The organism is Roseobacter sp. OBYS 0001 (assembly GCF_019654895.1).
GTDB classification, from domain to species: domain Bacteria; phylum Pseudomonadota; class Alphaproteobacteria; order Rhodobacterales; family Rhodobacteraceae; genus Roseobacter; species Roseobacter litoralis.
Map to the genome: position 1 here is coordinate 18872 of NZ_BPES01000022.1, position 13226 is coordinate 32097.

Here is a 13226-nt window from a genome sequence, read left to right on the forward strand (position 1 = left end):
CGCGCAAACCGCGCTGTGGCTACAGTGCCGCTTTGCGGACAACGGTCTGAAAGATCTGCGCCGTGTCCTGCCAGGTTGGTAGCGTTTCGGCGCGGGCTTTGGACAATCCGCTGAGCTGTGTTGCGGTCTCGGACGACGTGAGTATGCGGCGCAGCGCGGCGGCGAAAGCAACCGGATCGTCGGGCGGTGTCAGCAAACCTGCCTCCCCGACGGTTTCCGGCACGGCCCCAACCTCGCAGGATACGACGGGCAGGCCGAAGAGCATCGCCTCGCTCAACACCATGCCATAGCCCTCATAGCGGGTGGCAAGGGCAAAGATCGATGCCGCCTCAAAGTGGCGGCGCAATGCGGTTTCGTCCAACTCACCGGTGAAGGTCACCCTGTCGCAAAGGCCGAGTTCGCGGCACTGTCGCGTCAGCTTATCTGCAACCACCGGATCGTGCACCTGACCGCATATCGCAGCGGTCCATGTCAGGTCACGGATGTTGGACAAGGCATCCAGCAGCACATCGTGCCCTTTGCGCTCAGCCAGCAGGCCAACGGACAGGATCAATGGCGGATCAACCGGGGGGCTGTTGCGTGTGGGACGATCAAATCCGGGCAGCGCCACGGTGACTGTCTGCGGATCTGCGCCAAACTCTCGTGTCAGAACCTGTGCGGTATGCGGGCTGGGGACGATCACCTGTGCCGTATGTGTGAGGGCTGCCGCCTCATTTGCACGCAAGAAGGCTGCGCGTGCGGGGGACAGGCCGGTTTCGGTGCCAAGAGGATGGTGGATCATCGCGATGATCGGTGCCTGCACCTGCGCAAGCCCCTCAGGGTCAATAGCCCCGAACACAAGACCATCCAGAATGATCGGCACCTCAGATGGCACGCCGCGCAGGGCCGCGAGCGCTGTTTGCATGTCGCTTGCAGATGGATCGGGAAACCCATCCGAAAGCTGCAGATGCGCGGTCGCAAAACCCTGTTCATTCAATACACGCAACACCGTGGCTTCGTACAAAAAACCACCGGTTCTGCGATCCTTGTCGCCCGGAATCGCGAAAACCGCCTGCGTCATATCACCTGTTCACTTGCATATTTTGATAAAACCACGCGCTCCAGCCAGACCACCACCGCATACATGCCGACTGCAAGCAACGTGGTGGCAAGGATGCACGACCACAGCATATTGTAGTTGGAGGTGGTGGAGGTCAAGGCCACCAGCAGCCCGATTCCTTTGCCCGTAACCAGCCACTCCGTGGTTGTGACCGCGAGGATCGCGGCGGGCACCGCCATTTTGGCGGCGGCAAAGAATGCAGGCAGCATCGTCGGGATCTGGGCGAGACACAGAACGGTTATGGGCCCTGTGCCATAGCTGCGAAAAAGGTCAGTCACCTGCCGTGGGGTCTGCCGCAGCCCCTGCAGGCAGGCTACAAAAGTCGGGAAAAAGATCATGATCGCGATCACCGCAATTGTGCCAACGGCCCCGCGCCCCAGCGCCAGTACGATCAGCGGTGCGGTGGTGATAATGGGGATCGCGCGCAGGGCGACGGCCACGGGCAGGACGACACCTGAGGCTTTGGGAAGAAGGATCACTGCCATGGCCAGTGCCGCGCCCAGCACCAGCCCGGCAATATAACCGGGAATTGTGGCCGCTGTGGTCTGGGCCAGTGCGCTGAGCAGTGTCGCGCGGGCGTCGGCATCGCTTCGCAGATAACTCAGCACGTCTGCGGGGCGTTTTGCAAAGAACCGGTTCAGGTCTGCCAAATCCATGGTGACCTGCCAGAAAAGGATCAACAGCACCGCCGCGCCAAGCGTTTCGATTATCCCGCGCCATCGTTTGTGGCCCATGCTCCGGGGGGGTGACAGAATGATGTCAGGGGCATATCCAACCAGCCAGCGACCAAGCCTGCCCACAAGCGCATAAAGCAGCATCGCCATGGCAGCAGAAATGATCGCCAGTGACCACGTGGCCTCAACATCCAAGCTGCGCATCGCCCGCAGCGTCAGCACACCAAGGCCGCGTTCCGCGCCTGTGAACTCTCCGATCATCGCGCCCAGAAAGGCGGCGGGGGCGGCGATCTGCAGACCGACAAACAGATAGGGCAAACTGGCGCGCGCGCGGATGGTCACAAGGCTGGTGATTGCGCCGCGTCCATAAACCGACATCAGATCTGACCAATTGGCCGGCATCGCGCGCAACCCGACACGCAGGGCAAGGAAGGTGGTGTAATAGACTGCCAGCGCGGCAAGCGCGATCTGCGGAACATCGCCAGGGCCGGAAATAACCCTGAGGATCGGGCCGGTTGCCACAAGGGGCAGGCAGAAAATCACGAGGGCCGCGGATGAAATAACGCGTTCCGCGCGTGGAAAGACAATCACGACGCTGGCCATGATACCGGCAGCGAAGTTCCCCCAGATGAAACCCAGTGCGGCGTTCTGGGTTGTGGTTGACGTGGCGCGGCCCAAGAGACCGAGGTTCGCCCAGATATGGGAGATCATTCCAACTGGGCCAACGAACAAGAGGTTGTCTGCAAAGACCTGTGCCGCCATTTCCCACAGACCCAAGAGCACAAGTGCCGCAATGCCTCCTTTGCAAATGGACATTCAGACGGTGACCCCAAGGGCGTCGAGGACCTCTTTGGTTTTGGCCTGAAAGACAGGCAGGCGCGTGATGGACATGCTGCGCGGTCCCTCAAGCATGACCGGAATATCCGCGATGATCTGGCCCGGACGTTCTGACAGAACGATGATCCGGTCCGACAGGAGCACCGCTTCGTCTACGGAGTGGGTGACCATGATGGTTGTGGTGCCGCGGTCGCGCCAGAGCGGGGGCAGGTCCGCGTTCAGCTTGCTGCGCGTCAGGGCGTCCACCGCGCCAAAGGGTTCATCCAGCAAGAGCACATCAGGCTCGGAGATCAGGCTGCGGGCGATGGCTGCGCGTTGTCGCATCCCACCCGAAAGCTCCGCCGGGCGATGCCCTTCAAACCCGGCCAGTCCAACCAGCGCGATCAGGGCATCGGCGCGGTGATCCGGTTTGCGCGCAAGCCGCGCCCCGAGCGTCACATTCGCACGCACCGTCCGCCACGGCAGCAGGGCATGGTCCTGAAACGCCATCGACAGCGCGCCGGATCTGGCGACCTCCTTTGGAGGCTTGCGGCCGATGCGCACGGTGCCTTCTGTGGGATCTTCAAGCCCGGCAATCAACCGCAGCAACGTGGATTTACCACACCCCGACGGTCCGACCAAAGCCGTTGTCTGTCCGGGTGCAAAAGTTACGGACAGCGGCCCAAGGGCGGCCCCATCATCAAAGCGCTTTGCAAGCCCTTCGCAGCGAATTTCGTTTTGTGACATGCGATTTTTACGCGTGCGCCTCTTCCAGCAGCGATCTGTCCCACAGATCTGCGCTGACGTCACGGCCCAGCAGCGCCAGCGTTTCCAAATTTGCAGCAATGGTCTCTTGCGTGAACCAGCCGAACCCGCTGGTCTGCGTCAATTCCGAGAACATCAGCGGCACTTGCCGTTCCGCCTGCAGTTTCTGCGTGGCAAGATCGAGGCCAGCATCGGGAAACATCTCAACCGTCAACGCTGCTGCGGCATCGGTGTCGGACAGATAATCGTTCCATCCCATCACTTCGCCCTTGAGCAGGTTCACAAGATCAGCGCGGCGGTTGGCGATGCTGTCTTCGGTTGCGATATAGGTCTGCGAATGCACGGAATAGCCGTGATCCGCCATCAGCATAGTGGTGTTTTCAACGCCTTGAATATCCATCGCGACAGGCAGGTCCGTCTCCCAACAAAGCAGGCAATCCACCTGTCCGCTGACCAGCGGGGCAGGGTCATATTGGGTCGGCACAATCTCGATTTGCGTGATGTCTATGTCGTTGATTGTACAGAGAGCCTGCAGAACGGGGGTATTGGAAACCGACATGCCAATTTTCTTGCCAATCAGGTCGCCAGGTGTGCTCACCGGGTTGGCTGAAAGGGACGCGATCGCGAACGGGTTCTTTTGCATGGCCACAGCGATGATTTTGAAAGGTGCACCCTGTGCGACGGCAGCGGCTGTGTAATCGGCCGCAGAGATGCCGACCAAGGCTGTGCCTGATACGACTGGTGGTTCGACTGGGGCGTTGGGGCCGCCTTGGGACAGAGCTATATCGAGGCCCCGGTCTGCCCAGTAACCACGATCCAGCGCGATGTAGCTGCCGCCAAACTGCACGGAATGCAGCCATGAAAGCTGAAAGTTCACGGCGGTATTTGCGCGGGCCAGCGTGGGCAGGCCGAGCGTTGCAGCGCCCAATGCCGCCCCACCGGTCTGGAGCAAAGCGCGTCGTGTGGGATGATGAAGATGTCTCATAAAACGTCCATTTTCGAAGTGTGAGGTAAAGGATGAGTTTGTGTGGATTTCATCGCGATCAAAACGGCCGGTAGGGCCGCCAAGAGCATCACGGCGCCGTAAGCGATCCCGGCGGCGACGCCCGCGCCTGGGCTCGCACCGATCATGGGAAACAGCGCCGCAGCCGCGCCTTCGCGCCAACCCCAGCCCCCGATAGACAGGGGGATCAGCATGGAACACAGGATCAAGGGCACCAGCGTGGCAAGATCTTGCAGCGGTATGATGGTCTGCGTGGCGCGGGCGCAGGCATAAAAGCTGAAAACCAAGAGTGCCGCAATCACCAGAGAATACCCGATAAGGCGAGGGGCTCTGATCAACTCCAAGGCCAGTCGCATGAACCGGGCGGATGCAGATGCGCCGCGCGCAAGGATCACGGCGCTGCCCAGTGCTGCGCAAAATAAAGCTATGCCGAGCCATGTCCAGACAGGCCAATTTACGCCGCCCGGTATCATCAGCGCAGCGGCAAAGCCGACCGCCATCAGCGCAAAGATCGAAATCTGACCGATCAGCCGCTCCGCTGCGACGGATTGCGCGGCGCGCATCAGGTCACCCTGCCGCCGGATACGAAACGCGCGCCCCACGTCGCCGATAACTCCGCCCGGCAGGGCCATATTGGCCAGTTGAGCGACGTAATATTCAGACCATGCATGCGCAAATGAAAGCCGTATGCCAAGCGCCTGCGCCACGATCTGCCAGCGCCGTGCCATCAGAGCCGTCAACGCGGTCAGCGACACAAAAGCCGCACAAAGCCACTTCAGGTCGGCATCGCGAAGTTGACGGATGACAACCATTGGATCGACCCACCACAGCAGCCCCGCCATCACCGCGCCTGAAACGGCAAGCTTGAGAAACCACCGCATCATTCGACCACCCCGACCAACTGTTGAGTCGCGGAAAAAGCGGACAGAAAGTCATTTCGAAACATGTCCATGCGGCGGACCGGGGCGTCTGGGTCCGGGATCAGGCCGTCGCTCCAGCCCCAGGTGTCAATGCGTGCCACAAGGTCAGGGGGGCCGATCATGTGCACGGCTACGTCATGATTGTCGCTGCCCGCCACAAATCCAGCGGCTTGATGATCGCCGATGACCATCACAAGCGGTGCGTGCTCGCCCAATCGCGCGATGTGAGAGAACGTCACCTGCAGCGAATAATCAATCGCGTCCCGATAGGCGGCGCGCACGTTGTCGCGGTCTTTCCAAAGGTCGCGCGGCGTCGGGCCTTGCGCGGCCATTTCGTTAAACTCGGTGCCGTCCTTGATGTCGTCCCATTCCAGCATTTCCGGGATAGGGACCCAAGGGGCGTGCGAAGAGATCAATGCAATTTGGATGAAATTCGGGCGCGGATCTTCGGTCAACAGCGTGGGGTAGGCGGCCAGCGTGAACTGGTCAGGCATCGTGACCCAGTTGAACGGGTTGCCCTCATAGGGAATATCTGCTGCGGCAAAAACCTGATCAAACCCCATTTTACTGCTTTCCGGCCAGCTTAGCGTGATTGCGGGCATGATCGCCGTCGTTCTGTACCCGGCGTTTTGTGCGAAATGAAACAGCCACCGGTGACCGCTGGCAAGCATGGCGTTGTAGCGGCCATTGTCGCTTGTCCACAAGCCACTCGCCAGTGTGCCATGGGCCAGCCAACTCTGACCGCCCGCCGTGGGCGAGGTAAGCCAGCCGCTGCGCATGGCAAAACCAGCTTGGTCGAGCGCATGCTGGCCCGATTTCAGCGTTTCGATATGTGTCGGGGCATAGAGCGGGTTGTCAAAACTCGCCCGGCCATAGCTCTCGATATAGATCAGGACCACGTCGCGCCCGTTCAACTGGTCCAGCAAGCCGGTGGCATTGGCAAAGCTGTCAGTCTTTGCATCCTTGGAGAACTGGACCAGATCCGCAGCCGTTTCGCGCATCTCAACCGCACGCTTGAATGCAAGCCGTGATGTCCATGCACTGCCGGGTGGGCTGCGTTCGAACGTCCAATACGCGAGGTGATGGCCTGCATCCGCTACGGCCCAGCCGCCAAAGCCGATTGCCGCAATCAGGCTGCATATGCGGCCCCAACGCGGCACGCTCAGGATGGCCCATGCGCGCAGGCTACGCATCAAGGCCACAAACACCAAGACCAATACGATCGCGCTGCCCGCGATGGCAAGATAGGTGAGGGGTTTGCCAATGCTGTCGCCCAGCAACCCGATGCCCGCATTCATCAAGAACGCATCAAGTATCGGGTTAAAGGTCCTGTTATAGGCTGTGAACATACCGTAATCGGCGAGTTTCAAAAACGTCGCGGCAAGAAGAGCCATCGCGAGGGTGCCGATGAGCCACGGTCGATTGCCAAGCGCGATCATGCCCAGCAACAATACCGGCAGCTCAAGCGGAAACCTGTTCAGCGCAGTCAGGTTCATCGTACCCGGATGGTTGGGCAGGACAAGCACCAGAAAAAGCATGAGACTGGCCAGAGCAAGATAAACGGGCTTGGTCATCAACGGCGGCCCAGCAACCAACGCGTATCGCTGGCAAAAGACCACAGCAACAAGCCAGCGGCCCCCCATGATAACGGCGCCATCAGCCACAGCGGGGTCAAGGGGCATATCAATGCGATCAGGACCGCGATTTGTATGACACATATGGTCTTGCGTCGCAGGCTGTCAGGCAGGGCAGCGCGCAATTTTGGCAAAAACAGGCTCGCGACCACGAATGCATATCGTGTGAACCCCAAAAACAGGATTTCAGGCCCGACATGACCGTCTGTCAACAAAATGAGCGCCAGAACGGCACCGAGAAGGGCGTCAATCTCCATGTCGAAGCGCGCGCCGAAGGCGGATGTAAGACCGGATCGGCGTGCCAGCCAACCGTCCAACCCATCAAGCGCAAACGCTGTGCAGGCGAGGGCAAACACGGCCCAAGTGGCGGGTTGCGCAGCCACAACCGCACCCGCCAAGACCGCAACCAGTGCTGCGCGTATCAAGGTGACGCCATTGCCCATCCCGAGCGACCGGTGAGAATAATGCATCAGCATCCCGCGCAAGCCGATGGCGCTTGTGAGCACGAACAATCCAAACGGCAGGGCAAGGTTGTCAAAGACCGCTTGCGCAGCCCATGAAACGACCACGAGCAAGGTAACAGCGAGTAGAAAAAACAGCGATGGGGGGGCAAAAACGACCCGTCCTGTCCAAATATGCTGCCTGTTGCCCTCTATCACCGTGGTCCCACCGTTCGTTTATCTAATAAAGCACGTAGGTCGCCAATAGATCATGGCTACTCCGGTGACCTGTTTTAAGCGGCATTGTTACGCCTCTTCACGGTACAGTGACCAGAGCATGCAGCGGACGGTGGTCAGATGCCGCATGAATGCCGGGATGATCCAGCACGCCCACGCTCTCGACACGGCCGGGCGCGTCGGTCAGGATCCGGTCCAACGGCAATATGGGCCACCGTGCCGGAAAGGTGCATTTTGCCGGGCCTTTGAGGGATGTTCCCACAATAGCTTTGCAGAACGCAGCACCGCCCCAGGGCCGCCATTCATTCAGATCACCGAGCAGGATTGTCTGCATTTTTGGACGTCTCATCAGGTACTGGCCGATGATGCGCATCTGAACGATACGCAAGGGCTGTGATAACGACAAATGCGTGGAGATGACCCGCACGGCGCGCCTGTCAATCAGGGTTTCGACGGCAACCGCGCCCCGGTGGCAATGTCCCGGCAAATCAATCACATCGGCGTGCGTTTGATCAAAGCGATTGTGCAAAAACAAGATTGTGCCCAGAAATCCGTCGCTGTTCGGACCCCACCGAAGTGCTGCGTCCTGATGGGCATATGCAAGTCCCGTCGCCTTGGAAATTTGCGCGATGTTCAGAATGCCGCCTTGGGGTGGGCATTCCTCATCCGCTTCCTGCAAAGCGAGAATATCGGGCGCGGCCGGGGCGAGGATTTGCGAGATTGCGCTTTCAATGCGACCCGGGTCAACTTGACCATCGGATCCTTTCGCGCGGTGGACATTCCACGTCATGCATTTCAGTCTGAGCACCCGCATTCCTTTCCGGTCACGTTGAGGTTATCCGCTTAAAACTGCAGGTGCACATCTGTCGGAAACTTGTAAACGTATTATCTAAGATGCAATTCAACCGAAATCGGAGATTCCTATGCGTATTTTGACGTGCACCACTTTGGCCGTTGCGATCTTTGGCACAACTGCGCTCGCTGAGCCCGCACGCTTTGAGCTTGACCCATCCCATACGGCAGTTTTCTTTACCGTTGATCACATTGGCTATGCCAAGACTTTGGGTATCTTCGGTACGGTCAGCGGCGAATTCACCTATGACATGGATACTCAGGATCTGAGTGATGTGCGAGTGAGCATTGATGCGGCCAGCGTCAACACGTTTGACAGTGCCCGCGATGGGCATGTCAAAAACAAGGATTTTCTGGATGTGTCAAATCATCCCGAGATTACATTTGTGGCAACCGGCGGGACGCCAACCGGCGATACGGCGGGCACGGTGACGGGTGATTTGACCATTCTCGGGCAGACCCAGCCCGTTACGCTTGATGTGACCCTCAACAAGGCGGCAGAATACCCCTTTGGTCACAAGCGTATGACGCTTGGTCTGTCGATAGAGACATCGATTGAGCGTAGTGATTTTGGGATGACCTATGCGGTCGGCAACGGGCTGGTCGGCGATACGGTTGATATCAAGATTGAAACCGAAGCCATGAAAATGGACTGACCACGCGTCGCCTGTCAGGCATCATATCTGGGGATATGGTGCCTTTGCGCGCGATGCGGGGACGCCGAAAGCGTCCAAATGACATCAGGCCGCAGCTTTTGGCCAGATCGCCGGACAATCAGGACGAGTAACAGCGGGGCACGCGGTCATGTTGGTCAATTCCGCCTCTGTCCTGAAGCCGAAGCCATTCAAGCTCCGACAAGCCGTTCCGCTGGTATTTTGGGCGGTCATGTCTATCGTCGCGCGAGCAATGCTGCACTGAGCTTGCGGCTGACCATGGCCGGTCAACCGCAAGCTCAGTGCAGCGGTTCAAACAAAATGCGGTAAGCCTGTCGTTGGCTACGCGGACGCGAGCAACAGGCGGACTTTTCTGATCACGGGGTCGGCGGGTGACCCTGTTTGCAGGCTGAAATCACCCTTCAGGGGATCCTTGAACAACGGGTCGATCCCCGTGGTTTGCCCGTCAGCAACATTGAAATTATCGACCACTGTAAAGCGGGCATCATCCGCTACATTCGCGCGCATCCACATGTCGCCATCCGGATTCCATGCGATATTGCCGCGCAACTCAATACCATCCACGATCTGTTGACCGGCCAGATTGGTTCCGAACGTCGCCCAGTCATCAATATTGAGATCGCGGTAAAACCCGTCGGTATTGGTGTTATAGAGCGTGTTCAAGCGCGCGCGAATGCGACGGATATGCCCGATGTCCTGCTGGTCCTTTGATGGATGCCGCTGAAAGTGAATGCCGATGCGCGACAGATGGGCAAGGGTGTTGTTATCGATGTCAATGTCTTCAAAAACCAGACCGTCACCACTGTCATCATCGTCTTCCTCACGCGACAGAACAATGCCCGCACGGCAATGCGTTACAACGTTGTCCTTGACGGAGATTCTGCGAATGTCGGTTTCACCCGCATCCAGATAGATGCCGTAGCGAATGACCCGATCAATTCGATTTCCATGAATTTCACCATCAACCACGTGGTTTTTGAAGTCGATCCCATATTGGCGGCTGTTGTGGACGTTGTTGCCGTAAACATAGACATGTTGCACACTGTTGGCGACTGTGATGGCTTCACCGACGCCGCCGGGTTCGCCGAATGAATTGGTAATCGTGTCATTGTAATCTGTGACGACATTAGTCTGTGTCACCTCATTGTTCCGGATGGTGATGTGGCGCGTGCGAAAGGGATCGGTCGGGGAAACTGGCAATTCCGGCCGTTCGCCACAGGCAAGAATGCCGCTCAGCCCGGTGTGTTGGGTAAAGCAATCCTCGACGATATGGTTGCCGGTGACGGTGTTTTCCCCATGCCCGGCGATGAAGATGCCGTTGCGCCAGCAGTATTCAACGGTCAGTCCACGCAGCACCACATGGTTCTTGCCCACGATGCGTATGCCGTCGCGCATGGCGTTATTTTGGGCCACACCGGGTCCGCCATACGACACGTGGCTTTTCAAATCGCCACGTATGATGACCTGCCGCTCTTCTCCGGGCAATGTCGTGATCGTGAGCGGGCTTCCTGCGCTGCCGCTGCCTTGCACCTCGAAGGGATCGTAGACGCCGGGGCGCAGAAAGATCGTATCACCGGGCATGGCTCTGGATGTGGCAAATTCCGGGCTTTGGTAGGGGTTTGTGGCGGCCCCGGTTCCGACGCTGTCGCTGCCTGTGGGCGAGACATAGATTTCTGCCGAAGGGACATAGGCCTTGCCTGCGCGGCTCAGTTCTCCTGCGCCGACTTCCCAATTCACCCGCCGTCCGGCATCCGGCCCGCGCAGACGCAGCGATATGGCGCCAAACGTCAAATCACCATTGATGCGCAGAAACGGGTTTAGCTCCGCATTCTGGCAAGTGAGGATCACGTTGTGAACACCAATGGTGCGTGGCAGTTGGCGAAAGCCGAATGGGCCGTTGATTGCGGTGAACAGCCCGTTGGAGCCGCCATCCCCGGTTATTTCGTAATAAAGGACATAGTCTTCGCCCGTCGTCAAAGCACGGGTTGTCGTCGCAATCGCGCGGCCCGCACCGCTGAAGCGTCCTGTCGTGGTGTTGCTCAGCTCATCCCCGGTCGTGCCCAAAGGCAGATCGACGGTCCATTCCGCTTTGCAGCAAGAGACGAAGCCAAAAGTCAGCGACCCTTCGGTGCGAAGAAGCGTTGTATCCGTGTCATTTGTTGCCGTCACAAGGCGATTGTGAACTCCGGGAGTCGTATTGAGGGCCTGAAAGTCAAACGGGCAACCTGAGCGGGGGAAATACACAGTCGCGAGCGGGCTGGCCTCGCTGATTTCGTAGGAAACCAGGTACAGAGCGCCAAGCTCCAGCGTTTCCGTCAGTTCAGCGGCAACCACGCTGTCATCCCCAGAAGGCGCAGAAAGGCTTGTGACCAGTTCCGCCAGCTCAGGACTGGCAGGCGCGTCGCGCAGCAAGGGGCGTGTGTCGCGGTCATCGAGGGTCAGGGCCGATAACGTCAGATCCACGCGCCCATGCGTGCGCAGCCTCGCAAGGCGGAGCTTCATCTGCGTCGCTTCCTTGTCAAAGGAGGATGCGACTGAAATCTTGATCTGGGGGGCCGTCGTGGACTGACTGACGCCAAGACTAAGTATATTCATGGATTATAACACCTAAACATTGCCGTTGTTTTGTTTTCCAAAGGTGCTGTTGCACCGACGGGTGAATAATTTTGATGCGCACCCACCGCGAGCACAGCGCATCAACGTGCAGCTGCCGCAATCGCGGCCTGTGCACGCGCCAGACAGGGCCTATTAAACGCCCTGAAACAGGCGCATGCGTTGCGGGTGTGTTTGCCCCGCGTGTGCAACACGCCTTTTGTCTGTCGGGGGAAATCCGTTCATGCCATGCCAACCCACATCTTCATTTTGATCGGCGGTCAGGATGGCGATAAGGAATTGAATTATTCTGATGCCGCCGCGCGCGACGGTGCCAAAGCCTTAACGATTAAATCTGTTGCGCTGAGGTCTCATGCTTTGATCGGAAGGCAATTTATGGCCTTTGATATAGGTCGCCGATTGATTTATGCGTTTATCTGTATCAAGAGGTTAGGCTCAAGATGCTGGCACACCGTAGATTGACCAAATGTACAAGACACACATGACCGCGTTTATATGACATCTGACCCGAAAACCTTCGTTCTAGGCCTGGGCGCTCAGAAGGCCGGAACAAGCTGGCTATATCATTATCTGAATGCTGACCCCGCGTCGGATTTCGGTGGCTTGAAAGAATATCGTGTCTGGGATGCATTGGAACTGCCTGAGATGGGCTACTTCGACGTGAGGCCCTCCAAGATCACAAACCGACTCGTGGTGGCGCTGACAAGTCGGGTGCGGGGGCGTGCGTCAAACGCCTGGAAACTGAGAGGGCATCTGCAAGACGATCCCGAAAACTACTTTGCCTATTTCAAAGAAAGGCTTTCACAGCCGGGCATTCGAATGACCGGGGACGTGACGCCATCCTATTCGGGTTTGTCCGCTGAGACGCTTTGCACCATTCGGGACCGGTTCAATGATGAAGGCATCAATGTAAAAGTGTTCTTCATCATGCGCGATCCGGTTACCCGGGCGATTTCAGCAGCGCGCATGAACCGCCGCAAGCGGGATTGGCGCGAAAGCGTGCCGCCCTTTGGGGATTTTGATCGTGCGATTTTGAGCTATGCCAAGTCGACCCATCACAATCTGATTGCAAATTATGAGCATACCTTGACGCAGGCGCGCAGCGTTTTTGGTCCCGAGAATGTCTACGTCGGCCTTTACGAGACCATGTTCCAACTTGAGGAGGTTGAGCGTGTTTCAACCTTCATGGGCGCGGCCTTCATGCCCGAGAGGATAAAGAAGCGGTTTTATGAATCGCGCTCAGAGCAACCTGTGAAAGATGAGACGAGGCATCAGTTGCGCGAGATTTTCGAGCCGACCTATCGGTTTGCGGCCCAGGAATTTCCCGAAACCAAAGAGCTCTGGTTTGCGCCGCAGTCTGAACAAAAATAGACAGATGCAGTTTCATGCGTGACAGATGCGCCTTGCTGGGCAGCGCGCATCCCGTGAATGCATCCGGTTTTTGCGACTTCACGCTGTTTGTTTGTTTTTGAGCAGAGCATCGAGGGTGCCTGATGTGT

The 13226-nt window shown here is 58.1% G+C and carries 11 protein-coding genes; 2 read left to right on the plus strand and 9 right to left on the minus strand.

Features of this window, described 5'->3' with window-relative positions:
- Positions 1-19: 19 nt before the first annotated feature.
- The 8 genes from K5Q35_RS22340 to K5Q35_RS22375 all read right to left on the minus strand — a co-directional run bounded on the left by K5Q35_RS22340 (position 20) and on the right by K5Q35_RS22375 (position 8402).
- A complete protein-coding gene (locus K5Q35_RS22340) occupies positions 20-1060 on the minus strand; it encodes a glycosyltransferase family 4 protein (RefSeq protein ID WP_220801442.1) in 1041 nt (346 codons plus the stop codon).
- Positions 1057-2589 (minus strand): ABC transporter permease, encoded by a 1533-nt coding sequence (locus tag K5Q35_RS22345; RefSeq protein WP_220801443.1) that lies wholly within the window; start codon positions 2587-2589, stop codon positions 1057-1059. Before K5Q35_RS22345 ends, K5Q35_RS22340 begins: the two co-directional genes overlap by 4 nt.
- Positions 2590-3336 carry an ABC transporter ATP-binding protein gene (locus tag K5Q35_RS22350; RefSeq protein ID WP_220801444.1) on the minus strand — a complete coding sequence of 249 codons (747 nt, stop codon included), beginning with the start codon at positions 3334-3336 and terminating at the stop codon, positions 2590-2592.
- A gap of 7 nt (positions 3337-3343) precedes the next feature.
- The gene (locus tag K5Q35_RS22355; RefSeq protein ID WP_220801445.1) at positions 3344-4339 is read right to left on the minus strand and encodes an ABC transporter substrate-binding protein; all 996 of its coding nucleotides are present in this window, start codon (positions 4337-4339) and stop codon (positions 3344-3346) included.
- Positions 4336-5241 (minus strand): lysylphosphatidylglycerol synthase transmembrane domain-containing protein, encoded by a 906-nt coding sequence (locus K5Q35_RS22360; RefSeq protein WP_259650642.1) that lies wholly within the window; start codon positions 5239-5241, stop codon positions 4336-4338. Before K5Q35_RS22360 ends, K5Q35_RS22355 begins: the two co-directional genes overlap by 4 nt.
- Positions 5238-6851: a sulfatase-like hydrolase/transferase gene (locus K5Q35_RS22365; RefSeq protein ID WP_220801446.1), complete on the minus strand. Its 1614-nt coding sequence runs from the start codon at positions 6849-6851 to the stop codon at positions 5238-5240. The genes K5Q35_RS22360 and K5Q35_RS22365 overlap by 4 nt, the downstream gene beginning before the upstream one ends.
- The gene (locus tag K5Q35_RS22370; RefSeq protein WP_259650643.1) at positions 6851-7417 is read right to left on the minus strand and encodes a CDP-alcohol phosphatidyltransferase family protein; all 567 of its coding nucleotides are present in this window, start codon (positions 7415-7417) and stop codon (positions 6851-6853) included. The genes K5Q35_RS22365 and K5Q35_RS22370 overlap by 1 nt, the downstream gene beginning before the upstream one ends.
- Before the next feature lie 250 nt (positions 7418-7667).
- Complete coding sequence (locus K5Q35_RS22375) at positions 7668-8402, minus strand: endonuclease/exonuclease/phosphatase family protein (RefSeq protein ID WP_220801448.1); 735 nt, start codon at positions 8400-8402, stop codon at positions 7668-7670.
- A 109-nt stretch (positions 8403-8511) separates the two neighbouring features.
- Between K5Q35_RS22375 and K5Q35_RS22380 the strand changes: the two genes are divergently transcribed.
- The gene (locus tag K5Q35_RS22380; RefSeq protein WP_220801449.1) at positions 8512-9096 is read left to right on the plus strand and encodes a YceI family protein; all 585 of its coding nucleotides are present in this window, start codon (positions 8512-8514) and stop codon (positions 9094-9096) included.
- 339 nt (positions 9097-9435) lie between these two features.
- Here the strand turns inward: K5Q35_RS22380 and K5Q35_RS22385 are convergent, their stop codons facing one another.
- Positions 9436-11709, minus strand: a complete 2274-nt coding sequence (locus K5Q35_RS22385; protein ID WP_220801450.1) for a right-handed parallel beta-helix repeat-containing protein — start codon at positions 11707-11709, stop codon at positions 9436-9438.
- Positions 11710-12222: 513 nt separating this feature from the next.
- Here K5Q35_RS22385 and K5Q35_RS22390 point away from each other — a divergent pair.
- Entirely contained in the window at positions 12223-13098 is an 876-nt protein-coding gene (locus tag K5Q35_RS22390) for a sulfotransferase domain-containing protein (protein ID WP_220801451.1), read from the plus strand.
- Positions 13099-13226: the final 128 nt, after the last annotated feature.

Bases quoted from the DNA above. Each gene is read 5' to 3' on its own strand.
- K5Q35_RS22340 (WP_220801442.1), bottom strand. From the start codon at position 1,060: ATGACGCAGGCGGTTTTCGCGATTCCGGGCGACAAGGATCGCAGAACC.
- K5Q35_RS22345 (WP_220801443.1), bottom strand. From the start codon at position 2,589: ATGTCCATTTGCAAAGGAGGCATTGCGGCACTTGTGCTCTTGGGTCTG.
- K5Q35_RS22350 (WP_220801444.1), bottom strand. From the start codon at position 3,336: ATGTCACAAAACGAAATTCGCTGCGAAGGGCTTGCAAAGCGCTTTGAT.
- K5Q35_RS22355 (WP_220801445.1), bottom strand. From the start codon at position 4,339: ATGAGACATCTTCATCATCCCACACGACGCGCTTTGCTCCAGACCGGT.
- K5Q35_RS22360 (WP_259650642.1), bottom strand. From the start codon at position 5,241: ATGATGCGGTGGTTTCTCAAGCTTGCCGTTTCAGGCGCGGTGATGGCG.
- K5Q35_RS22365 (WP_220801446.1), bottom strand. From the start codon at position 6,851: ATGACCAAGCCCGTTTATCTTGCTCTGGCCAGTCTCATGCTTTTTCTG.
- K5Q35_RS22375 (WP_220801448.1), bottom strand. From the start codon at position 8,402: ATGCGGGTGCTCAGACTGAAATGCATGACGTGGAATGTCCACCGCGCG.
- K5Q35_RS22380 (WP_220801449.1), top strand. From the start codon at position 8,512: ATGCGTATTTTGACGTGCACCACTTTGGCCGTTGCGATCTTTGGCACA.
- K5Q35_RS22385 (WP_220801450.1), bottom strand. From the start codon at position 11,709: ATGAATATACTTAGTCTTGGCGTCAGTCAGTCCACGACGGCCCCCCAG.
- K5Q35_RS22390 (WP_220801451.1), top strand. From the start codon at position 12,223: ATGACATCTGACCCGAAAACCTTCGTTCTAGGCCTGGGCGCTCAGAAG.